Source organism: Clostridium sp. (assembly GCF_050717535.1).
Classification (GTDB): Bacteria; Bacillota; Clostridia; order Clostridiales; family Clostridiaceae; genus Clostridium_AD.
In genome coordinates this window covers 67,181-89,110 of record NZ_JBOITM010000068.1, presented here as the reverse complement: position 1 = coordinate 89,110, position 21,930 = coordinate 67,181, and the positions used below count along the sequence as shown (strand labels likewise).

General features: G+C 30.9%; 20 protein-coding genes and 1 pseudogene. 17 read left to right on the top strand and 4 right to left on the bottom strand.

The annotated features are described in order from the left end of the window. The first annotated feature begins 43 nt into the window (after nt 1-43). The 5 genes from ACREVU_RS10980 (at nt 44) to ACREVU_RS10960 (ending at nt 2,483) form a co-directional block, all read left to right on the top strand. Nucleotides 44-538 carry a DUF6106 family protein gene (locus tag ACREVU_RS10980; protein ID WP_431551640.1) on the top strand — a complete coding sequence of 165 codons (495 nt, stop codon included), beginning with the start codon at nt 44-46 and terminating at the stop codon, nt 536-538. Between the two features lie 174 nt (nt 539-712). Continuing rightward, complete coding sequence (locus tag ACREVU_RS10975; RefSeq protein WP_431551639.1) at nt 713-1,225, top strand: RNA polymerase sigma factor; 513 nt, start codon at nt 713-715, stop codon at nt 1,223-1,225. Next, the gene (locus ACREVU_RS10970) at nt 1,222-1,680 is read left to right on the top strand and encodes a hypothetical protein (RefSeq protein WP_431551638.1); all 459 of its coding nucleotides are present in this window, start codon (nt 1,222-1,224) and stop codon (nt 1,678-1,680) included. Before ACREVU_RS10975 ends, ACREVU_RS10970 begins: the two co-directional genes overlap by 4 nt. Then, the gene (locus tag ACREVU_RS10965; RefSeq protein ID WP_431551637.1) at nt 1,661-2,185 is read left to right on the top strand and encodes a hypothetical protein; all 525 of its coding nucleotides are present in this window, start codon (nt 1,661-1,663) and stop codon (nt 2,183-2,185) included. The genes ACREVU_RS10970 and ACREVU_RS10965 overlap by 20 nt, the downstream gene beginning before the upstream one ends. Continuing rightward, on the top strand, nt 2,178-2,483 hold the full coding sequence (locus ACREVU_RS10960; RefSeq protein WP_431551636.1) for a LiaI-LiaF-like domain-containing protein: 306 nt from the start codon (nt 2,178-2,180) through the stop codon (nt 2,481-2,483). The genes ACREVU_RS10965 and ACREVU_RS10960 overlap by 8 nt, the downstream gene beginning before the upstream one ends. Before the next feature lie 125 nt (nt 2,484-2,608). Here the strand turns inward: ACREVU_RS10960 and ACREVU_RS10955 are convergent, their stop codons facing one another. Then, nucleotides 2,609-3,727, bottom strand: coding sequence for an NADH-dependent flavin oxidoreductase (locus ACREVU_RS10955; RefSeq protein WP_431551635.1), 1,119 nt, complete (start codon nt 3,725-3,727; stop codon nt 2,609-2,611). Between the two features lie 185 nt (nt 3,728-3,912). Here ACREVU_RS10955 and ACREVU_RS10950 point away from each other — a divergent pair, with 185 nt between their 5' ends. Then, on the top strand, nt 3,913-4,545 hold the full coding sequence (locus ACREVU_RS10950) for a hypothetical protein (RefSeq protein ID WP_431551634.1): 633 nt from the start codon (nt 3,913-3,915) through the stop codon (nt 4,543-4,545). A gap of 56 nt (nt 4,546-4,601) precedes the next feature. Next, entirely contained in the window at nt 4,602-6,248 is a 1,647-nt protein-coding gene (locus tag ACREVU_RS10945) for a tetratricopeptide repeat-containing diguanylate cyclase (protein ID WP_431551633.1), read from the top strand. A 64-nt stretch (nt 6,249-6,312) separates the two neighbouring features. On the opposite strand, the gene ACREVU_RS10940 is transcribed toward ACREVU_RS10945, so the two are convergent. After that, entirely contained in the window at nt 6,313-6,822 is a 510-nt protein-coding gene (locus tag ACREVU_RS10940) for a DUF2179 domain-containing protein (RefSeq protein ID WP_431551632.1), read from the bottom strand. A 226-nt stretch (nt 6,823-7,048) separates the two neighbouring features. Here ACREVU_RS10940 and ACREVU_RS10935 point away from each other — a divergent pair, with 226 nt between their 5' ends. From ACREVU_RS10935 to ACREVU_RS10915, 5 genes are all read left to right on the top strand, one after another. Further along, complete coding sequence (locus ACREVU_RS10935) at nt 7,049-7,417, top strand: response regulator (RefSeq protein WP_431551631.1); 369 nt, start codon at nt 7,049-7,051, stop codon at nt 7,415-7,417. Between the two features lie 17 nt (nt 7,418-7,434). Next, nucleotides 7,435-8,307 carry a chemotaxis protein CheX gene (locus ACREVU_RS10930; protein WP_431551630.1) on the top strand — a complete coding sequence of 291 codons (873 nt, stop codon included), beginning with the start codon at nt 7,435-7,437 and terminating at the stop codon, nt 8,305-8,307. 358 nt (nt 8,308-8,665) lie between these two features. Beyond that, nucleotides 8,666-9,214: a ParB N-terminal domain-containing protein gene (locus tag ACREVU_RS10925; protein WP_431551629.1), complete on the top strand. Its 549-nt coding sequence runs from the start codon at nt 8,666-8,668 to the stop codon at nt 9,212-9,214. A 231-nt stretch (nt 9,215-9,445) separates the two neighbouring features. Next, nucleotides 9,446-11,089 carry a hypothetical protein gene (locus tag ACREVU_RS10920; RefSeq protein ID WP_431551628.1) on the top strand — a complete coding sequence of 548 codons (1,644 nt, stop codon included), beginning with the start codon at nt 9,446-9,448 and terminating at the stop codon, nt 11,087-11,089. A gap of 107 nt (nt 11,090-11,196) precedes the next feature. Continuing rightward, nucleotides 11,197-12,897: an ABC-ATPase domain-containing protein gene (locus ACREVU_RS10915; protein WP_431551627.1), complete on the top strand. Its 1,701-nt coding sequence runs from the start codon at nt 11,197-11,199 to the stop codon at nt 12,895-12,897. A gap of 98 nt (nt 12,898-12,995) precedes the next feature. On the opposite strand, the gene ACREVU_RS10910 is transcribed toward ACREVU_RS10915, so the two are convergent. Both ACREVU_RS10910 and ACREVU_RS10905 read right to left on the bottom strand, forming a co-directional pair. Continuing rightward, nucleotides 12,996-13,949 carry a dipeptidase gene (locus ACREVU_RS10910; RefSeq protein ID WP_431551626.1) on the bottom strand — a complete coding sequence of 318 codons (954 nt, stop codon included), beginning with the start codon at nt 13,947-13,949 and terminating at the stop codon, nt 12,996-12,998. Between the two features lie 23 nt (nt 13,950-13,972). After that, nucleotides 13,973-15,451, bottom strand: coding sequence for a YfcC family protein (locus ACREVU_RS10905; RefSeq protein ID WP_431551625.1), 1,479 nt, complete (start codon nt 15,449-15,451; stop codon nt 13,973-13,975). 407 nt (nt 15,452-15,858) lie between these two features. Between ACREVU_RS10905 and ACREVU_RS10900 the strand changes: the two genes are divergently transcribed. From ACREVU_RS10900 to ACREVU_RS10880, 5 genes and pseudogenes are all read left to right on the top strand, one after another. Then, nucleotides 15,859-17,475, top strand: coding sequence for an N-acyl-D-amino-acid deacylase family protein (locus ACREVU_RS10900; RefSeq protein WP_431551624.1), 1,617 nt, complete (start codon nt 15,859-15,861; stop codon nt 17,473-17,475). A 39-nt stretch (nt 17,476-17,514) separates the two neighbouring features. Beyond that, complete coding sequence (locus ACREVU_RS10895; RefSeq protein ID WP_431551623.1) at nt 17,515-18,510, top strand: sigma-54 interaction domain-containing protein; 996 nt, start codon at nt 17,515-17,517, stop codon at nt 18,508-18,510. Between the two features lie 135 nt (nt 18,511-18,645). Beyond that, nucleotides 18,646-18,747: pseudogene (locus ACREVU_RS10890) on the top strand (hypothetical protein); the annotation flags it as partial. Nucleotides 18,748-18,785: 38 nt separating this feature from the next. Then, complete coding sequence (gene gad, locus ACREVU_RS10885; RefSeq protein WP_431551622.1) at nt 18,786-20,165, top strand: glutamate decarboxylase; 1,380 nt, start codon at nt 18,786-18,788, stop codon at nt 20,163-20,165. Nucleotides 20,166-20,766: 601 nt separating this feature from the next. After that, the gene (locus ACREVU_RS10880; protein ID WP_431551621.1) at nt 20,767-21,873 is read left to right on the top strand and encodes an alkaline phosphatase family protein; all 1,107 of its coding nucleotides are present in this window, start codon (nt 20,767-20,769) and stop codon (nt 21,871-21,873) included. Nucleotides 21,874-21,930: the final 57 nt, after the last annotated feature.

Below are 21,930 nucleotides of genomic sequence, written 5' to 3'. Positions count from 1 at the left end.
TTTCAAAATATGGTATAATGTACAAAGACGAGGGGGTAATACTATGGATAATGTTTATGAACAACTAGTAACAACATATAAAACAGCTGCTTATAAAACAATAAATGCAACAACATTTATATTTGCAATAATGGGGTTATTAGCTTTTAGCATAAATTTTATTTTTGCTATAGTGCTATTGTGTTTGGCTGTAGGGAGTTTTTTTTTCAAGAAAAAACTATTTATAGAGTATGAGTATCAATTTGTACAAGGCGAAATCAAAATAGATAAAATAATCGAATTGAAAAAAAGAATTAAAATAGTTACTTTCAATATTAGAGAGGTGGGTTTACTAGCACCAGAGGGTAGTGATTTTGTAAAAGATTATTCTAATAAACCTAATTCTATAGTAAAGTGCTATCCAAATACTTCAAAGGAAAAAGTATTTGTTGCAATGATCATGGAAGGAAACAACAAAATGCAATTAATGTTTGTACCAGACGAAATTTTTTTGGAAAAGTGCTATAAACTTAATCCAAGAGTAGTAAAAAAGATATAATTAAAAGCCTTTGCATTACTTTATAAAGTAGTGCAGAGGCTTTATTAAATCATTCTAATATCATCTATTGTAATGCTACATATGAGGAATAATTACCTCGTGAAACATAAATTTTTATAAGGATGAAGTGTTTTTATAGTTAGAATCGTTATATTAAGTGTAAGGACAAAGGGGGTGATGGTTATCCAAAAGGATCAGTTTGCAAACTATATAAAACAATATGAACGTTTAATCATTACTATTTGTCTATCTTTTACAAAAAATTATTTTGATGCAGAAGATTTGGCACAACAGACATTTTTATCTGCGTATACTAGTTTTGATAAATTTGACGGTGTGAATTTTAAAGCATGGCTTACTAAAATTGCTGCAAATAAATGCAAAGATTTTCTTAAAAGTCCTGCAAGAGCAATTCATAGCCTATCAAATGAAGATTTTGATGGGATAATGGACACGGGAGACTTACCTGAGGATACACTTTTAAAAAAACATAGTAGGGAAAAGATATATGGTTTATGTGACAAACTAAAAGAGCCTTATAGGGCGGTGGCCATAAACTATTTTTGTAAAGATATTAAGCTTTCTGATATGGCAAAAGATACAGGTCAAAGTTTGAAAACATTACAAACTCATTTGTATAGATCCAAAAAACTGTTGAAAGTTTTGTGGAAGGAGGAGTTAGTGTGAGTACTACATTATTTAAAGAATATGGTCACTTAACCAAAACGTCAATAAATGCGCTTAAAGAGGGTTCACTAAATAACAATGAATTAATTTTATTAACGGAACATATTTGCAATTGTGAAGGTTGTGCGGATGCACTAGCTAATAGTTTCAATGATAATGAGCTTGTAGAGGCGCCACTAGGATTTGAGCAGGAAATATTCTGCAAGGTAAAAAAGAAAAAAGAAAACAATACTCAATTTGTCTTTTATTCTCTTAGGGTAGTAATGGCAGCGAGTGTAGCATTAATTATTGTTTTTTCCAATGGGTTAAATTTTCTAGCTAATACAGAAACCAACACATTAAGAGTTAACCCAATGAGTATAAGTACTATTAACACAATTAATGAAAGTCTTAATGATTTCTCACAAAAAATAATTAATTTGGAGGTTTTTAATAATGATAAAGGAAAAAAGTAAATTTTTAACCTTTTGTTTTTCAATGTTACCTGGAGCGGGTCATATGTATATGGGTTTTATGAAGATGGGTCTATCGTTTATGGCAGCATTCTTCTTTTTAATATTTCTTTCTAGTTGGCTTTCTATAGGACCACTGCTCTTTGTTTTACCATTAATCTGGTTTTATTCATTCTTTGATTGTATGAATAAACGTTATTCCACGGATGAAGAATTTTTATTACTGGAGGATAATTATTTGTTTTCACTTGATGAATTAGGAAAAATAGATTGGGGTATATTAAAAAAACATAGATTGATTTCAGGAATAACACTAGTAATCCTTGGTATTTACTTAATATGGATTAACACTATAAATAGCTTAACTGGATATATTTCTGATGAAGCATATAACGCAATTCATAATATAACAAGAATGGCTCCTCAGATAATCATAGGTGTTGTAATAATTGTTGTGGGTGCAAAGCTTATTGTAGGTAAAAAAAGAGAGTGTGATATGAATGATTAAGGGACGAAGAGTAGGGACATTTACAACGGGAATAGTTTTAGTTATATTTGGTATAATGTTTTTATTACGATTAATAAATCCAAGTATTAATTATTCATTAATAGCATCTATGTGGCCACTGGTTTTAATTATACTAGGCATTGAAATTATTGTAGCCTATATCATAAACAAAGAAGAGATAATGAAATATGATTTCGGCGCAATAATCCTTGTAATAATGGTATCATTCTTTGCAATGGGTATGGGAGGTATGGAGTTTGTAATTACTCATATTTCACAGTTTAGAACAATATTTTAGGTTGTGAGGTTTAGTAGTTTTATGCAAAAGTCTCAAAAAAAAAATGCCAGATATGTTTTAATAACATATCTGGCATTTTTGTTATAGCTATAAAGTTTATTATAAATTTTATAGCTATAACAGAACTATTCTGTTAGTGGGAACCAACCCGGTGTATTTATTATTGCATTCCAAAGTGGTTCTGGTATGTCTAAAGAGGCTCTACTGGTTTTGCTTAATGTAGTACGTATTTCTGAAATTTTTCCATTTTGAACTTTTTCAACCCAATCAGGTTCCATTATTATCTCCCTGCCAAGGGCTACAAATTCTGCGCCACTATCAAGTACCTTTATAGCATCGCCGGGTGTATGGATAGACCCAACACCAATGAAAGGAACTCTACCATGGATTTGGTCAAGCATCTTGCAAATTATAGGGCTTGTGGTAGTTGTATCACGCATTGAACTTTGCCAAAAATCCATTATGGAGGCATGCAAATAACTTAGTCCTTGATCTGCTAATACATCTATAAATAAAAGGGTATCACTTAAAGTTATTCCTGGGTTCTCTGTTTCTTCTGGTGAAAATCTATAGCCAATTATAAAGGAATCTCCAACTTCTTCTTTTACCACTTTTTTTACTTCAGCTATAACAGCCAATGGAAAATTCATTCTTTTTTCTACATTTCCTCCCCAAAAATCACTTCTTCGATTTGAGTGAGGAGAAACAAATTGTTGTAATAAATAGGTGTTAGCACCATGAATCTCTACACCATCAAAACCTGCAGCTATTGCTAGTTTTGCCGTTTTACCAAAGGCTTTAATTGTATCTTGAATTTCTATTTCTGTCATTTCTCTAGGTGTCATTGCACCTGGTCTTTCTGGTGCTACTGCGCTGGCACTAATAGTTTGTCCACCTGGTATTTCAGCAGGAATTGCCATTCTGCCACCGTGGAACATTTGTAGGATAGCCAATGCGCCTTCTCCTTTTATGGTCTGGGCTAATTTTTTTAGACTTGGTAAAAATTTATTATCGTAGGCGGCAAATTGGCCTGGAAAACCTTTGCCTGATTCACTTACATAGGTTGTTGCAGTAATAACCATACCTACACCCTTGGATCTTGCTTTATAATAAAGTAATTCTGCCTCAGATATTGTTCCGTCGTTGTTTCCTGAAAAAGTAGTCATAGGTGCCATAACTATAGGGTTTTTTACATTTATTGATGAACCTAAGGTTCTAGACTTAAGTAGTTTTTCTATTTTCAATTTAATCTCTCCCTTTCAAGTAAATCTTATTATATTTTCCTTTATTTATATAATACTATATTTTTATACCATTGTAAACAATAAAGATTATTATTAAACAATTATTTCGAATATACAATATTTATTATTTCATATTTTTATGGTAAACTAAATATATATATATACAATTAAAAGGGGCGGACATAATGGTGGATATTAAAGGGCTGACTAGAAAGAAAAAAATTCAATATATTTGGGATTATTATAAGATACATATAATAGTGACTATAATTGTTTTGCTTAGTATTATCGGTTTTATTCATGGTCAAATTACAAAGATTAATTACGAGTTTAATTTGACTATAATTGGAAGTAACTTTGACGTAGATAAAATTGAAAAATTCGAAAAAACTCTTACACCTATAGTTATAAAAAATGGAACTGAGAAACAAAGTGCTCGGATAGAAATTATGCCAGTAGACAGGTTAACTGATGGTAAAACACAGTCAGCAACACAATATATGCAAAAATTCCAAGCGGAATTAAGTGCAAATTTAATAGATTTGTTAATAATGAGCAAAAGTGATTATGTGGCATTTCAAAAGCAGGGTATGTGTTTAAAGCTTGATAATGTACAAGGTATCAATTTATCACATTTAAAGGCTGAAGAATTAGAAAGAGCATCTGATAAAGGAGTTTATGGAATTGACCTTCAAGATAGTAAAATACTTACTGAGTTTGGAGTAAAAAGTGATGGTATGATTTTATGTATTCCGGTTAATACAAAGCAAAAGGACAAGGCTATTTTAACTGCTAAATGGATTTTAGGTAATAATTAAATAAAAGGCTACCACAAAAGGGTGAACAATTATGTATTCTAGGGGGGATTTCTATAATGGATACTATACAAGTAGTTATGAATAAAATTAAAGAGGCAAAATTGATTTCCTTTAAGCAACCCAATCTTGCTTTTGATATGAGTAAAGAAGCCTATGATATAGCAAAGGCCAATAAGTTGAGGCTGGAAGAGGCTTATGCATTATTTTCCATGGCACTTGCTTGTAGATCAATGACAAAACTCAATGACTGTTTTAATTATGCATTTGATGCCTTTAAGATATTTGAAATTTATGATAAACCCTTAGACTTAGCGGCAACTTTAAACCTTATAGGAGTTGTATATTTTTATAATGCTATGTATGAGCCAGCGCTTGAAAATTTTCTAAAAGCATTGCATTTATTAGAAAAAACGGAAGACAATCTTATAAAGAGTAGAATATTGAACAATATTGGTGAAGTTTATAAAGAGGTGGGAAATCTTGATGAGGCATTAATTTCATATAACAGTGCTTTAAATTTATGTGAGAAATATAATTATGTTACTAACACAGCAGTTATATTAGAAAATATGGGTGGGATTTATTTTAGAAAAAAAGATTATTCTTATAGCTTTGAATGTTATAAAAAAAGTTATGACATTCTAATTGAACATAATGATATTACTGCCCTATCAGAAGTAGAAAATAGCATAGGAAAAATTTATTTTATCCAGAAGGAATATGATAAAGCAAGAGAATGCTATAATAGGTCGCTTGCTCAATTAGAGAGGATAGAAAATAAATTTTTTATAATAGATGTACTAATAAATCTTGCAGAACTTGAAATATTTGAAAACGAAAAACTCTTCTTAGTCTATATGCATAAAGCAATTAATTATGGAAAAAAAATAAATGCTAGAAAAGAATTGAGTCAGATATATAAGATTATAACTGAATTTTATGAAAGAAAGGAAGATTTTAGACTATCCCTTAAATTTTATAAAAGGTTTCATATGATGGAAGAGGAAATCCAAACCACAGCGATTTCACAAAAGCTTGAGATAATAAAAATTGAGCTTAGTAAATTATTTAGTGGAGAGGAAGCTGAAAAAATCACAAAATTAAATAAGCAATTGGAGAAGGATATTGGAAATCAAAACAAACTGCTTGATAAAATGGAAAAAGCAAATAGAAATTTAAGTGTAGAGGCAATTTCCGATGAACTTACTAATATACCTAACAGGAGAGGTGTAAAGATTTACATCTCAAAGGTGTGGGCGGAAAGTAAAATAAAACCAATAAAATTAGCACTTTTAATGATAGATATTGATTATTTTAAACGTTATAATGATTGCTATGGACATCCGGAAGGTGATACCTGCCTTAAAAAAATCGCAACATGTTTAACAAGCGTTTTGGGAAGCAAATATGGAATAGTTGGAAGATTTGGCGGAGAAGAATTCGTATGCTTTATTAAAGACACTGAATATAAGGATGTATTAGTCCTCGAAGAGAGGCTTCGTAGTTCGATAGAAAAACTTGGTATTAAGTATATTTGGAATGATGAGTGCTATACGGTAACTATTAGTATAGGGGGCGTATACGGAAATAGCTCGACCTTTAATAGCTATCAGGACATGTATTTAATTGCAGATGAAGAACTTTATAAAGCCAAAAATGAACGTCGGAACAAAGCTTTTTTAAGAAATGAAAATATGTTTTAAAATTTGTACATAAAGAGAATGGAACAAGGGGGATGTAAAATTTATTTTTTTACATCCCCCTTGTTTATTTTCTAATACCATAACCCCCATATATAGTTTTGGTATCCATTAGGGAAATTACTGCATTAATATTTGAATTATTTATTAATTTTAAAACTATAGATTTTCTTTTTCTTTTAACGTGTAATACAAGCATTTTTTTAGATTCTTTTAGCCCTTCAGCATCCATAATAGTAACACCAATATTTTCTGCTCTCAAGGTTCTAGCTAATGTGGGACCGTCTTTAGCGGATACTATTACATTTAAGGTGATTAATCCCAATGCTAGCTTATCTTCTAAAATGCAACCGATATAATTTCCACAAGCAAATCCTAATGCATAGGCCACCATTTTAAATGGTTCTTGATTTATTCCAATAAGCACTGTAGTTATTAAATATAACCATATAATTACTTCGAAAAAGCCAATAATAGAACCAAAAAATTTTTCGCCTCTAGTTATTAGTACGGTCCTAACAGTTGCAAGAGAAACCTCAATTATTTTAGCAAAATAAATTAGAAAATAAATAAACATATGCATCATTCCCCCATGAAAATATTCGTAGTTTGCACCCACTTTAGTATAGTATATAATATGGTATATTTAAAGTGTTTTAGCATGATATATCTATAAAAATGAATATATATTTTTAATTTTCTTATATTGATAAAAAGTAAAAAAAGGAGTTTTCTAAAATATGCCGAAATTATGTATAGAAGCAAAAAAATTGCATTATAGAATTATATGAGGAGGAAATTTGATGATTGAAAATTCTATTAAAATATTAGTATGTGATGATTCTATGTTAATTAGGAAAAAGCTAAAAGAGGTATTAAAAAGTTGTGGTTGTAATGATATTTTAGAAGCTACTAATGGGCAAGAAGCAATAGACATATACAAAGAGAGTAATCCAGCTTTGGTATTTATGGATATCATTATGCCTATTAAAAATGGAATCCAGGCAGTTAAAGAGATATTAGAATTTGATAAAAATGCAAAAGTAGTAATGGCTTCTTCAGCTGGAACAAAGGAACACATAAAAGAGGCAATAAAAGTAGGAGCTTTTGAATTTGTCCAAAAGCCTTGGGAAGTTGAACAAATTAATAAGATTCTTCTTAATTTAAAATAGACAAGGAGCGTGAAGCTATGTTTAGCCAATATTTCGGTCAATATTTATTAAATGAAAAATACCTAACTGTGTTGCAATTAAAGGAAGCACTGGAATACCAACATTCAGTTAGATTAAAGCTAGGAGTTTTAGCTATAAATGCGGGATATATGAATGCGCAACAGTCCAGCGAGGTACATCAAATGCAAGCAAAGGTTGATAAGCGATTTGGAGAGATAGCTGTAGATCGAGGCTATATGAAAGTGGAGCAAGTAGAGGAATTACTAAGTTCTCAAAGTTTTGGCCATCTCTTACTGGCACAAGCACTAATAGATAAAAACTATATGTCTCTTGAAATGTTTGAAGGAGCGCTTTATGAGTATAAGAAAAAGTATAATATCTCTGAACACCAATTTGATGCGCTACAAAGAGATGATGTAGACGAAATAATAAATATTTATGTAAACTTAGAAGGGGATAAATATGGAGATGAAATAAAACACTATATTGCACTATTTATGCGAAATATAATTCGTTTTATTGATTCAGATGTTTATACAAATAAAATAGTGAAAATTGAAGAATGCAAAACAAAATGGGTAGTAAGCCAAAGAATAAAAAACTCAATTAATTTACAAACTTATATTAACGCAGAAGAGGAAGTGTTTGTGAAAATTGCTTCTCGATATGCTGAGGAAGAATTAACAAGTGTGGATGAACTGGCTAAAGATTCAGTAGGTGAATTTTTAAATTTAAACAATGGATTGTATCTTGTAGCAATGTCTAATATAGGAATTGAATTAGATATGGATCCTCAGTCAGTGTCTTTTGAAAAGACAATTTCTTCTACATATATGCTTCCAATAGAATTACCCTTTGGTAAAATGGAACTTATTATATCTTATTTATAGAATAGATACTTTGAATTGTTATTTTCTGCGCAAAATGTTATAATGAACTTATGAACAAGAATATTTTATAAATAAATGTTTTAAAATTTACGAATGGGGTGAAGTCTGTGTTAGCTTATAATTATGAAATTTCCACATGTGAAAAATATCTAATATCAACTAACATAAGACTAGTTAAATCTATTTCTATGACAACTAATAAGAAGTTAAATTATAAAAGTTAAAAACACCTAGAAGGCAATATATGCTTTCTAGGTGTTTTATTTTTAGAATTTGAGATGCATGGAATTTTTCAAAAAAACTATTTAATATATTAAACTAAGCCAAAAAATATGCACATATAAAGGAGAATTCAATTATGAACAAAAGTGAAATTATAATTAAAGGGTTACCTGTAAAAACAACTAAGTTAGGCAATGGTGATATCAATTTACTATTTAAAATAGGTACTTATGATAATATGGAGTCAATTTATAGGGTAATTGTAAAAAAAGATTATTGGAGAGATGCAGTAGTAGGTATGAAGGATGTAAATTACTTTGTGATCAAAGGTGAATTAAAAGCATGTGTAAATAGCAAAGGAACACCTTTTATTTCAGTGGAAGCAGCATCAATTAAATTATTCCATTTGTTAAAGGATGATAATGGACAAATAGATCTAAATTGTGAAATGCCAACTGGAACTGATGAAATAATGGATATCTCAAAGCTAGTAAATGAAAATGAAGATTTGTCAATAAAACGTTCAAAAAACAAAGCTATAAATTATATGAAAAATAACAATAAATTTAGCACACCTATAGTTGTTAAAAAAGGAAGCCTTATAATAGTATCAGGATATGATCAATATGCGGCAGCACAAGAACTTGGAATAAATAATGTGCCAGTATCATATGAAGAAAATTAGTATTTAAAAATATAAAAGGAGAAGCCGGCGATGTGCTCTCCCTTTTTTTAGTTATTTCTTATAATTTAAAATTGTAGTGATTGCATTTTGAAATTGCTGTTTAGCATTTTTGTTTGTCCTTACAATTAGCAACGTAAATATGTTTGAATATAATAAGTAAAAAGGCTATAATATATTGAATACAAAATATTATTTATTTTATAGTTTTTTATAAATGTTTGGAGGGAACAAATGATTTGCAACAGCTGTAAAAATGAATTTACAAATATCGATGGATTAAAATTTTGCCCCTATTGCGGATGGAAAATTCAAGACACAATTGATTTGGAAGCTGAACAGATTTCCGATAAAATTAATAATGAAGAAAGGGAAAATATAGTTGATGCTGGCACAGTGGAAAAAAAGCAGGATACTCTACCCATGCCTGCAATAACAGAAGAAGATATAAAAAAGTTTAATAAAGGCAAGTTTTTTAGTTCTCTAAAAAAACCCTTTATGAATATTAAAGGAAGCAGCGAAAAATTTTTTGCGTCTTTTAAAAAACCAGTTCTGAATCTGAAAGTGCTTATACCTATAATAGCACTGTTAGTTGTGATTGCAGGAGGAGTGTTTGCATATTCATTACTCATTGTTAAGCCAGTAGATGAAGTTAGAATAAAAGGCGACTTAATAGGAAAAGTAATAACTCTTCCCAAAGGGACAAGCATAAAAATAAGTAAAGATAATATGAAAGGCTTCACTATCATCAGTAGCAGTAGGCATACAGATAAGAAGAAGGATGATATAAAAGTATCATTAACATTGAATAACGGTTCTATTGAAGCAATTACATTGGTATCAATAGTATATACATCCGAAGGTAATAATCAATGGAAGGTTAGTGACCAAATTGGACTTGAAGGGGTCACTGCAATAAAACCCGTGGTGGGCATGGATGAAAAGAAGTTCTTGGCTGGATTAAAGAAATTGAATATAAATATTGCAGATACACCAGTAACCTTAGGTGGACAAGATGTTAAAAAGCTTGTTATTAGTTCAAGAACACCAGATTTAGGAAATAGAAAAGAAGAAATCCTAGTTCAAGCATCCATAGATAGTGGACTTCTTGCTGCAAATGGAAAAATAAAGTGTAAGCTTGTATTTGAAAATGAAATCTGGAACATTGTAAGTATCCTAGAAAATAGCACTGAAAATTTCAAATTAATATTATCACCAACTTTTTCTGATGAAAAAGTTATTGAACCAATAAAAAAACGAGGCTATGAAGAAACATTATCTTATTCAGGTTTTTTTGGAGGCAAAGGGTTTACCGTAAAGGATAGCTTTACCAAGAGTATTGTTGTATCCGGTAAAGAGTATGATGCGCAAAAGGGAACATTAAATGTTACCGCTAAGAGAGAAAATGCAGCGGGAGAACTAAACTTAGGATTATCAACTTATTATACTTTTTCAATATCTTTAAGACAGATATCCTTATTAGATGGATCAAAAACTACCATTGATAGTGGCAAAATAAATAATGTGCCTGATTCAGTGATAAAATCCACTATAGCTAACGGGGAAATTGAAGGAAGCAATTTACTTTTTTGGTGGTCTAATAATCATAAAATAACACCTGAAGAATTGAATACCTATAAGACTAAGGATACGTTTTCTAAGAAAGGTTTTGAAAATATAAAATATGTTTATGGAAGTATTACTTCCAAAGATGCAAAAAAAGATAAGAAGGACAAAGCAGATAAAACAGTTTCTTTTGTGGCAGTATATTTCCTGGTTTATGATGATGCTAAGGGATACAATTGGAAATTAGATAAATTAGTTGGTGAAGACTCACCAAATTACAAGGACTACAACAAGACATCAGAAAGTCAATAAAACATGAAAGTTGATATATAATAATAGCCGGTTAAGGTGAGTCTTAACTGGCATTTTTATATGTTAGTAATTAATACTTATTTTAAAAAATACAAGAGGAGTTTTACATGAAGAATTCACAAACATTAAAGACCGATTTAGACAGAATTGAAGGAAAAAGTTATAGGATTTATAAGGATTTAGAGGGGCAATATGATTTTGAAACTTATACACTTAGCATAGATCATGTCCAAGGTGATCCGTTTGCATCACCATCAAGGATTAGAGTAATAGTAAATCAAAACATTGCAAAATTTCCAAAGGAATTGTTTGATAATAGAAACAAAAATATTGCTGTAGCAGATTACTTAACAAGAAAATTTTATTCTAATATAAATAAATGCGCTGAAAGAGGCTTTGGATCTGGGAAAAGTGGACTCATAGCTATAAGTAAATGTCCACAGGAAATATTGAATAGAACTTCAATAATTATAGATGAAGATAAAATAGAAGCAAGATTTTATGTGGGGTTTCCAGCGAGGGGAAGAAGTGTTTTATCAAAAGAGCTTGAGAAAATTTTATACAAGGTCATACCTAGCATTATAGAGAAAACTTTACTATATAAAAATATTAATAGTCAGAAATTAATGAGCAGAGTAAAGCTTGTGGAAGATCAGGAATACATAAGAAATGAATTATCGAGTAGAGGACTAGTTGCATTTGTAGCCAATGGGTCAATATTGCCTAGAGAAAGTGGTATATCTTCAAAAGTATTAAGACAGGGCAAGGTATTTGTTTCACCAAAGGAATTAGAAGTGGAGTTTAATACTGAGAGCCGCGGCGCAATTTGTGGTATGGGAATTAAAAAAGGTATAACACTTATAGTGGGTGGAGGATATCATGGTAAATCTACATTATTAAAAGCGCTAGAGCTTGGAGTTTATAATCATATTGAAGGCGATGGTAGGGAGTTTGTTATAACAGATGAATCTGCTTTGAAAGTAAGAGCGGAAGATAGTAGGTGTGTAACTAAAACAGATATATCACTATTCATAAGCAATTTACCGGGCGGAAAGGATACTGTTGAGTTTTCTACAGAAAACGCAAGTGGAAGCACGTCACAGGCGGCCAGTATCATTGAGGGAATAGAAAGTGGAGCTAAAGCATTTTTAATAGATGAAGATACATCCGCTACTAACTTTATGATGAAAGACGATTTAATGCAAAAATTAGTTTGCTCAGAAAAAGAGCCAATCACACCCTTTATAGAAATAGTAAAGCCACTATATGAGCAAAAGAGTATTTCAACAATAATAGTAGTAGGAAGCTGTGGAGATTTTTTTGATATAGCAGATACTGTAATACAAATGGATAATTATGTGGCTGTGGATGTGACAGAAAAAGCTAAAAAGTTAAGTCTTGGTCATATTATAAAAAGAATTGCTGATAGAAACTTAAAAATAGAGATTGCATTTAATAGAGTAGTTAAAGCTGGAACTATTGCTCTTGGGGAAAAAGGAATTAAAATAAAAACTATAGGGATAGACACAATAAATATAAATAAAGAGGAGATAAATTTAAGAGGTGTGGAGCAAATAGTTGATAATGAACAATTAAATACTATTGGCTCAATTATGAAATGGGCAGAATTAAATATTATGAATGAAAATCTAGGTTTTGAGACTATGGTGGATAATATAATTTGTGAAATAGACAAGAATGGGTTGCTATCATTGGAAAAATTAAAAGGTGGAAGCGGTAGTTTATCCATGCCAAGAAAGCAAGAGATAATGGCAGCTTATAATAGATACAGAAACCTAAAAATATAAAAAAGTATACATAATATTTTGATTTTATAAAAATCACAGAAAGTTTTACTTGCTGTGATTTTTACATTTAATTATATTAGTTTAATTTTTTTCAAAAATTATTTTAATACTGAATTCAAGACCCTCAAAAAATTTCCACCAAGAATTTTATAAATAGTCGATTCACTATATCCTCTTTTACAAAGTTCATTAGTAATTGAAGGAATTTTACTTGCATCTTCGATACCTGGAACATATATATCCCCAAGATAGCCATTGAAGTCTAAACCAAGCCCAACATGATCTTCTCCTGCAATTTTTATCATGTATTCTAAGTGTTTCATATAGCTTTCAAGAGACATTTTTTCTTCCTCTTCAGTAAAATAACATACTATTCCAATAACACCACCAGTTTTTACAATGGCTCTTATTTGTTCATCAGAAAGATTTCTATCACAATTGTATAAAGACTTTGCATTAGAATGAGATGCTATAATAGGTTTAGTAGCAATATTTATAATATCCCAAAAACCTTCTTCATTAAGATGAGAAACATCTACTATTATTCCAAGCTCCTCCATCATTTTTATTGCTTTTTTGCCTAAGTTACTAAGCCCGCCTATTTCACTTACTCCAGAAGCAAAATAATTGCGATTATTCCAAGTAAGAGATGCACTTCTAATTCCAAGTTCATAAAATACATTTAACAATGTTAAATCACTTCCAAGCGGTTCTAACCCTTCCATAGAAAGTACTATGTTTAGAGTACCATCTGTTGCTATTTTCTTGAAATCGTTTTTTGTACGTATTAATTTCAGTTTTTCATTTTCTTTTATTTCTTCATATAAGTCTCCAACTTCTAACATAGCTTGCTTTAACGAACCTTCAGGATGCAATTTAGCATAAATCTCCATAAAAACCACGTTAATTCCACCAGCTTGTAAAATTGGTAGATGTTTATTAGTTAAATTACTACTATGCTCTCCGTTTTTTCTAGTATATAAAAGATCTAAGGGAATATCACTGTGAGCATCCACAACAATTCCATTTTCGTGTATTTTAATGTAATCCATTATGTCCCATCCTTTCTATTCTATTATAATATAGACGCTATACTCATTATTACCATACATACTACAGATATTAACAATACAAGTTTCCAAATGAATTTCATTAGTTTAACATAACTTATTCTAGATAATAGTACAATGCTCATTACCACAGCACTTGTAGGTGTTATTAAATTTACAATTCCGCTTGCAGTAGCAAATGCGGTTATAACAATATGTGTATTTACATGAGCAAATTGCGCGAGAGGTGCCATAATTGGCATAGAAAGTGTTGCAAGCCCTGTGGTTGAGGGTACTAAAAATGATAATGGTATATAAAATAAGAATGCTAGATTAGTAAAGATTACAGGACTTAAATTTTTCAACCCTTCCTCTCCAACATGAAGCACTGTAGCAGTCATATTTCCATCATTCATAACTACTGTAATTCCTCGGCATACACCTATAATTAATGCAACACCTAATAAGCTTCTTGCCCCATCAACAAATGTTTTAATAAATTCTTCTTCGCTAAATTTATATATCATTGCAGCTATTACTGAAAATACTAAAAAAACTAGTGCCATTTCACCAAATCCCCAGTCACCGAGGACAACGGGTCTACCAATAATTCTCCCTATTATGGGTATACCTGTTATAAATTTGTTGAAATTTTCAAATATTTTAATGCCAAATTTACTTCCCCATGGAATAACTCCAACAATCATGGTTATAAATGCTAGGGAGAATACAACTAGTACTTTTTTTCTTTTTGGTGTTAATTCAATTTTTTCATCTGTCTTTCCAGATAAAAAGAATTTTTCATTGTCTTCTTTCATATCATAAGCAATGGATTTTGACGGATCTTTTTTTACTTTTTCAGCATACCTCATTACGAAAATAATAGATATAAACAGAGTAACAACTAAAATTACTATTCTCAATAACAGACCATCTGCAATTGAAATTTCCGCAAAACCTGATGCAATACCTATAGAAAATGGATTTACGGTTGACCCAAGGCAACCAATTCCTGCTCCTAACATAATTATAGAAACTGGAACTATCACATCATAACCTGCTGCAATAAATATTGGGATTAACATAGGGTAAAAAGGAAGTGATTCTTCACACATACCAAATGTCGTTCCACCAACTGCAAACAAAATCATTAAAATTGGAATGATTTTATGTTCTTTACCTTTAAATTTAACAAGAGCATTCGATACACCGGCATCAATTGCACCTGTTTTAGTAATTACGGCTAAAAATCCTCCGATTACAAGAACAAATAATTCAATGGACACGGCATCTTTAAAACCCTTTATGGGTGCGTTAATAACTTCCCATAATCCTTGAAAGTTTGCAGCCACACTATGATATGTTCCACCAATCGGCTGGAGTTTAGATGCATTAGGATCAATATAATTGTAAGCACCAGATGGAATAATCCACGTTAATATAGCTACTGCAATAATAATATAAAAGGATATTGTAAATGCAGATGGCATTTTAAATTTTTTCATTGTAAGTCCTCCTTCTATTTTTCCTTTTGATCTTTTTTTAAAGTTCTTTCCTTTGCAAAGGGTTTCATAATATATTTTTCACTAATATACATAGCAATTAATATGCCAAAAGGTAATATCTTAAATTATATACTAATTATTTCTATAAAACCCTTTATTTATGGAAAATGTAAGGCATAAAGACATATAAAATTTATAAATATAAATAAAACGCAAAAAAATAATTGAATCTGTAAAATAAATGGACGGTTATAATATTAATATTAGTTAGAAAGTGTAAAATTTTTTTACACTTATGTAATTATAAAAATTGTACTAAATTGAAACCTAAATATGCATATGTTAAAATATAAGAAATCAAAGTAAAACAGAATATTATATATTAATTATATAGGAGGAAAAAAGAAATGTATGATTTGATTATTAAAAAAGGTGAGGTAATAGATGGTTCGGGTAAAAGTTCATATGTTGCTGATATAGCGATCAAAGATGGATACATAAAAAAAATATGTGATGATATAGAAGAACCATGCAACAATGTAATTGATGCACAGGGATATATTGTTAGTCCTGGATTTATAGACATAGATTCACATTCTGATTTTTCTCTTTTTTCCAATCCGAGATCTGAAAGTAAAATAATGCAAGGAATAACGACAGAAATTGTAGGGCAGGGCGGTCGAACATTGGGGCCAATTTCCGAAAATCATCTTGATGATTTAAAACAATATATCTGTTCATATGATCAGAACAAAGATGAATCAAATTATTTAAATTGGAAAACTCAAGGCGATTTTATTAACATATTAAATAAAAAAAAGATATCAGTAAATATAGCCTCTCTTGTAGGGTATGGATCGATTAGAGTTTCAGTTATGGGTTTTGAAAAAAGAAAACCTTCAGACATGGAAATGGAAAAAATGGAGTTTATTCTTGAAAAGGAATTATCCAACGGAATACATGGATTGTCTTTAGGGTTAGATAATAGTCCTGATTCACTTGCAACAATGGAAGAACTGGTTAATATGGCTAAGGTAGTAAATAAATACAATGGAATCTGCTCTATACATATGAGGGAAGAGGGTCTTCATTTAATTCAATCTATAAATGAAGTATTAGAAATAAGCGAAAAATCAGGTGTTAAACTTCAAATATCACATTTGAAGGCGGCTCACCCACAAAACTGGGGCAAGGTAAAGGAAGCAATAAGTATCATAAACAAAGCAAAACAGAGGGGTATAGATGTTGACTATGATGTATATCCTTATACCTTCTATGAAAGTGTGTTAAGTGATGTACTTCCTGCATGGATTAGACAATTTAGCCCTAAAAGAATTGCAAATTTTCTAAAACAGGAAGATATCAAGGAAAATGTTATAAACGATATGCTTGATGTAAATAGTAGTTGGGGAAATCCTATGATTGGTTCATCATGGGATAGGATTAGAATTGTGTCTATGAAAAGACCAGAAAATAAAATATACGAGGGAATGAATATAGAAAAAATTTCAGATATATTAAATTTAAAACCACCGGAAGCAGTTATTAAATTGCTTATAGAAGAAGATGGTGTAATAAAAATAATTTTTTCTGCAATGATAGAAACAGATTTAATTGATGTAATGAAACAATCGATGTCAATATTTTGTACCGATGGACTAGCCGTATCGCCTTATGGAGATTATAAAGATGTAAAAGTACATCCAAGATATTACGGGACTTATCCACGAATATTGGGCAGATATGTAAGAGAGAAACAAATAATGGCCTTAGAGGATGCCATAAGTAAGATGACTTTATTACCTGCAATAAAGATGAATATAAAGGATAGAGGATTTTTAGGTGTAGGCTTTAAAGCTGACATTACCTTGTTTAATAAGGATACTATACTTGATAGGGCTACTCTGAAAAACCCACATCAGTATCCTATCGGAATAAAAGCCGTAATTGTGAATGGAATAATAGTAGTAAATGATCAGCGGCATACGGGAGAACTACCTGGTGAAATAATATTAAGAAAATAGTATTCTATAAATTGATTGAGCAAAGAGGGGATTTAATCTATGAAAAAACCAGACCAATGTTCACAAGCCCCAATAAAATATACTTATAAAAAAAAATATCAATATGATAGTATTATATCTTATAGTAAAAAAATGAAAGAAATATTTTCAACCATTGATGTAATTGCAAAATGCAAAGCCACAGTATTATTGGTTGGTGAGACTGGGGTGGGAAAAGAAGTACTAGCAAAGCTTATACATAATAAAAGTGATCGCAGAGATAAAAGATTTGTGGTTATTAATTGTGCTGCCATTCCTGAAAATTTAATAGAAAGTGAACTTTTCGGACATGAAAAAGGCTCTTTTACGGGTGCAAGCTGTAAAAAAATAGGTAAATTCGAACAGGCCCAAGGTGGAACAATATTTTTAGATGAGCTTGCTGAGCTTCATTTAAATATGCAAGTTAAGTTTTTGAGAGTACTTCAAGAAAAGCAATTGGAAAGAATCGGTGCATCTGATCTCATAGATTTGGATGTTAGAATTATTGCGGCTACTAATAAAGATTTATCTAAAGAACTTGAAAACGGGAATTTTAGAGAAGATCTTTATTATAGGATTAATGTAGTGAAAATTCAGATACCGCCATTACGAGAAAGATATGAAGATATTCCAATGCTTTCAAAAATATTTTTAGACGAATTTTCAAAAGAATACGATAAAAATCTTAAAGAAATTGATATGGAGACAATGCATATATTATTAAATTATACATGGAATGGTAATGTTAGAGAATTAAAAAATGCCATAGAAAGATCGGTAGTTATAGCAAAAAAAAATGAAAAAGTGTTAATGAAAAGTCATTTGCCAATCGAAATAAGTAGGGATAATGATTTTCATGAATTAAAGGGAAAAACTGAAATAACATTAAAAGAATATGAAAAAATATTAATTATTTATACACTAAAGAATGTGGGTGGGAATAAAACTAAGGCTGCTGAAATTTTAGGAGTTAAAAGACAAACTTTATATAATAAAATGAAAGATTATGATATTTAATCATACACATGCAAACTAATAGCTAAATGTTTTTGTGAAGATGTATTAATTAAAGATTAAATAGTTAAACTAATGATATGTATAGGATAATGGCGAGATAAATATTACATTGCATCATTATAAGAAAATGGGTTATTATCTATAGATAGCTTAAAAGGTGGCAGTGGAAGTTTAGCCATGATTAGGAAGCAAGAAATAATGGCGGCCTATAATAGATATAGAAATCTAAAAATATAATTATTACAATATTATGGACAAGAAAGGTGGAATTAAATATGGCAATATTTAATAGTAAAAACAGAGATGATGATGGTAAAAATCTTTACACTAATTCAATAGCTCATGCTCAGCTTCCGAAAGATGAGTTACCTGATAAAATTTCTGATCCGGGCGTGATTCGGCAACTAATCCATGATGAACTATTTATGGATGGAAATGCTCGTCAAAACCTAGCAACCTTTTGTACTACATACATTGAAGATGAAGTTCGTAGTCTTATGGATTTGTCAATTAATAAAAATATGATAGATAAGGATGAATACCCACAAACTGCTGAAATTGAACATAGATGTGTGAATATATTGGCAAATCTCTGGCACTCACCTGGAAAACTAGACACCATTGGGTGTTCCACAGTTGGATCTAGTGAAGCAGCCATGCTTGGTGGTTTAGCACTTAAATGGAGATGGCGCAAACGGCGCGAAGATGAGGGCAAATCTACCAATAATCCTAATATTGTATGTGGACCTGTACAAATATGTTGGCATAAATTTGCACGGTATTTTGATGTTGAAATAAGAGAAGTCCCATTAATGCCGGGTGAGCTCGGTATGAAACCGAATCAACTAGTGCAATACTGCGATGAGAACACAATTGGAGTAGTGGCAACTTTGGGTAGCACATTTACCTGTATCTATGAACCGGTGCAGGAGCTGGCTAAAGCCTTAGATGCAATTGAGAAAGAAACAGGTTATGATATTCCAATTCATGTAGATGCTGCTAGCGGAGCATTCATTGCACCATTTATACAGAAAAATATTAAATGGGACTTTTGTATTCCTAGGGTCAAATCTATTAATGCCTCAGGTCACAAATTTGGAATGGCACCACTTGGTGTTGGCTGGATTGTTTGGAGGACTTTAAAGGACTTGCCTGAGGATTTAATCTTTAATGTGGATTATTTAGGAGGAGAAATGCCAACATTTGCACTGAATTTTTCACGACCAGCGGGTCAAATCATATCTCAGTATTACAAGTTTTTGCAATTGGGAAATGAGGGCTATACTGCAATTAACAATGCTTGTGCTGACACTGCGCAGTATTTAGGTGAAGAACTTCGAAAAATAGATTTATTTGATATATTATATGATGGGCATGGTGGTATACCAGCGGTTTGTTACTCTCTAAAGGATGAAGCTGCAACTGGGTTTTCACTTTATGAACTTTCTGATCGGTTAAGAATGCATGGTTGGCAAATTGCATCCTATCCACTACCAAGTAATCGCCAGAATTTAACCGTACAACGTATTTTAATTCGTCATGGTGTTAGTCGTGACATGATATTTTTATTCCTTCGTGATTTGAAAAAGGAATTGGAGTATTTAAAGAACAACCCATTATTAGTTCATTTAAATAAAGTTAGTTTCCATCAATAAGGAATAACTCCAAGTTCTTAGAATAATTCTAAGAGCTTGGAGTTTATTATTTTTTCAGACTTATTTTAATAGCAATTATAGTAAATATAATAGTACAAAATCTCTTGCACTGTTATTATGGATTATATATAAGGGATATCACTAACATTTTCTACTTAAATGTTCTAAATAATAGTTAACTGTTGTATAAAATGGTATAATTTATTTATTGTTGTTTCGTAGATGTAATTTCTGATGGAAATATCATCGAACACGAATTACTCAACAACTCATGTGGAGGGGGTGAACTATTGTGAGGTTATTTATTCCAGTAATTTTTACTATTTTTTTTATTCTTGAATACGTTAAAAATAAAAAAATTTACATGTTGTTAGGTTTAGCTATTTCCTTTTCTGCTATTATCATTAGAATCCCTTATATAAATGCTATTGTAGAATCACATCTCTTGATTTTTAAATATAGTTTTGCATGTATAGCCATAATTTTTCTTTTTTTAGCTTTAAAGGAATTTTTTTTATTATTTAAGGGGGCATTAAAATGAAACATTGGGAAGCAGTTAGAACAATATGTGAAATCTAAAGAAGACTATTGGAGGCACTTTATGGACATAAAATATCCAGACTACAATAATTCTATTGTGAATTTGGCTAGCTCAGTACTGAAATATTATGGAGCAGAAAATCATCATGAAACCTTAAGAATATTTGATAATTATTTAAAGAAAAATTATAAGAATGTTGTGGTCATGTTGTTAGATGGCCTAGGTGTGGATGCATTAGAAAACCATCTTGATAAAGGGAGTTTTTTGAGAAGGCATTTTGTGTCAGAAATATCTACAGTCTTTCCACCCACCACAACTGCAGCAACAACTTCTATTGAAAGTGGATTGACGCCTATGGAACATGGATGGCTTGGCTGGAGTTTATATTTTAGCGAAATAGATAAGATTGTTAATGCTTTTATTAATACACTGAGAGATAGTGATGAAAAAGCTGCTGATTATAATGTGGCTGGAAAAATAATCCCTTATAAAAGCATATATGATATTATCAATGAAACTGGTAATGCTAAAGCTTACAGTGTGTCACCCTTTGGCACCAATAAAGTTTCATCACATATTGAAATGTTTGAAGAGATAGAAAGACTTTGCAGCCTTGCTGGAAACAAATATATTTATACATACACTCCACAACCTGATGCTGCTATGCATGAATATGGCTGCTATAGTAGTGAAGTAGCTTCATGGGTGAAAGAACTAAATGATGGAATAGAAAAAATGTGCCAGGTGCTAAAAGATACTATCGTTATTGTAACCGCAGACCATGGGCATATTAATTTGAACTATAGTTTTGTTAGCGATCATCCTCAGCTTTTAAAGATGCTAGTAAGACCAATTTCTATTGAAAGTAGAGCCACGTGTTTTTATGTAAAAGAGGAGTATAGAAAGCAGTTTAAAGAGGAATTTTACAAAGCATTTGGCAAGGGCTTTTTATTATTTTCCAAAGAGGAAGTCTTAGAAAAAAAATTATTTGGAGATGGTCAAGCTCATAGAAAATTTGAGGAGTTTATTGGTGATTTTTTGGCAGTTGCCATTGGAAAGCAAGGAATTGCCTACAATCATAAATCCAAGCAGTTCCTGTCAAATCATGCAGGAATGACCAAGCAGGAGATGATGATACCATTTATTGTTGTTGAGAGTCACGATTAGTTTACATCTTTCATAAAGTTCGTCATAACAAACTAAAGAATTAATAAAAAAATTTAG

What these genes read in the sequence shown, in the direction of transcription:
- ACREVU_RS10980 (WP_431551640.1), top strand. Translation starts at nt 44, where the DNA reads ATGGATAATGTTTATGAACAACTAGTAACAACATATAAAACAGCTGCT.
- ACREVU_RS10965 (WP_431551637.1), top strand. Translation starts at nt 1,661, where the DNA reads ATGATAAAGGAAAAAAGTAAATTTTTAACCTTTTGTTTTTCAATGTTA.
- ACREVU_RS10960 (WP_431551636.1), top strand. Translation starts at nt 2,178, where the DNA reads ATGATTAAGGGACGAAGAGTAGGGACATTTACAACGGGAATAGTTTTA.
- ACREVU_RS10950 (WP_431551634.1), top strand. Translation starts at nt 3,913, where the DNA reads ATGGTGGATATTAAAGGGCTGACTAGAAAGAAAAAAATTCAATATATT.
- ACREVU_RS10945 (WP_431551633.1), top strand. Translation starts at nt 4,602, where the DNA reads ATGGATACTATACAAGTAGTTATGAATAAAATTAAAGAGGCAAAATTG.
- ACREVU_RS10940 (WP_431551632.1), bottom strand. Translation starts at nt 6,822, where the DNA reads ATGTTTATTTATTTTCTAATTTATTTTGCTAAAATAATTGAGGTTTCT.
- ACREVU_RS10935 (WP_431551631.1), top strand. Translation starts at nt 7,049, where the DNA reads ATGATTGAAAATTCTATTAAAATATTAGTATGTGATGATTCTATGTTA.
- ACREVU_RS10930 (WP_431551630.1), top strand. Translation starts at nt 7,435, where the DNA reads ATGTTTAGCCAATATTTCGGTCAATATTTATTAAATGAAAAATACCTA.
- ACREVU_RS10925 (WP_431551629.1), top strand. Translation starts at nt 8,666, where the DNA reads ATGAACAAAAGTGAAATTATAATTAAAGGGTTACCTGTAAAAACAACT.
- ACREVU_RS10920 (WP_431551628.1), top strand. Translation starts at nt 9,446, where the DNA reads ATGATTTGCAACAGCTGTAAAAATGAATTTACAAATATCGATGGATTA.
- ACREVU_RS10915 (WP_431551627.1), top strand. Translation starts at nt 11,197, where the DNA reads ATGAAGAATTCACAAACATTAAAGACCGATTTAGACAGAATTGAAGGA.
- ACREVU_RS10910 (WP_431551626.1), bottom strand. Translation starts at nt 13,949, where the DNA reads ATGGATTACATTAAAATACACGAAAATGGAATTGTTGTGGATGCTCAC.
- ACREVU_RS10905 (WP_431551625.1), bottom strand. Translation starts at nt 15,451, where the DNA reads ATGAAAAAATTTAAAATGCCATCTGCATTTACAATATCCTTTTATATT.
- ACREVU_RS10900 (WP_431551624.1), top strand. Translation starts at nt 15,859, where the DNA reads ATGTATGATTTGATTATTAAAAAAGGTGAGGTAATAGATGGTTCGGGT.
- ACREVU_RS10895 (WP_431551623.1), top strand. Translation starts at nt 17,515, where the DNA reads ATGAAAAAACCAGACCAATGTTCACAAGCCCCAATAAAATATACTTAT.
- gad (WP_431551622.1), top strand. Translation starts at nt 18,786, where the DNA reads ATGGCAATATTTAATAGTAAAAACAGAGATGATGATGGTAAAAATCTT.
- ACREVU_RS10880 (WP_431551621.1), top strand. Translation starts at nt 20,767, where the DNA reads ATGGACATAAAATATCCAGACTACAATAATTCTATTGTGAATTTGGCT.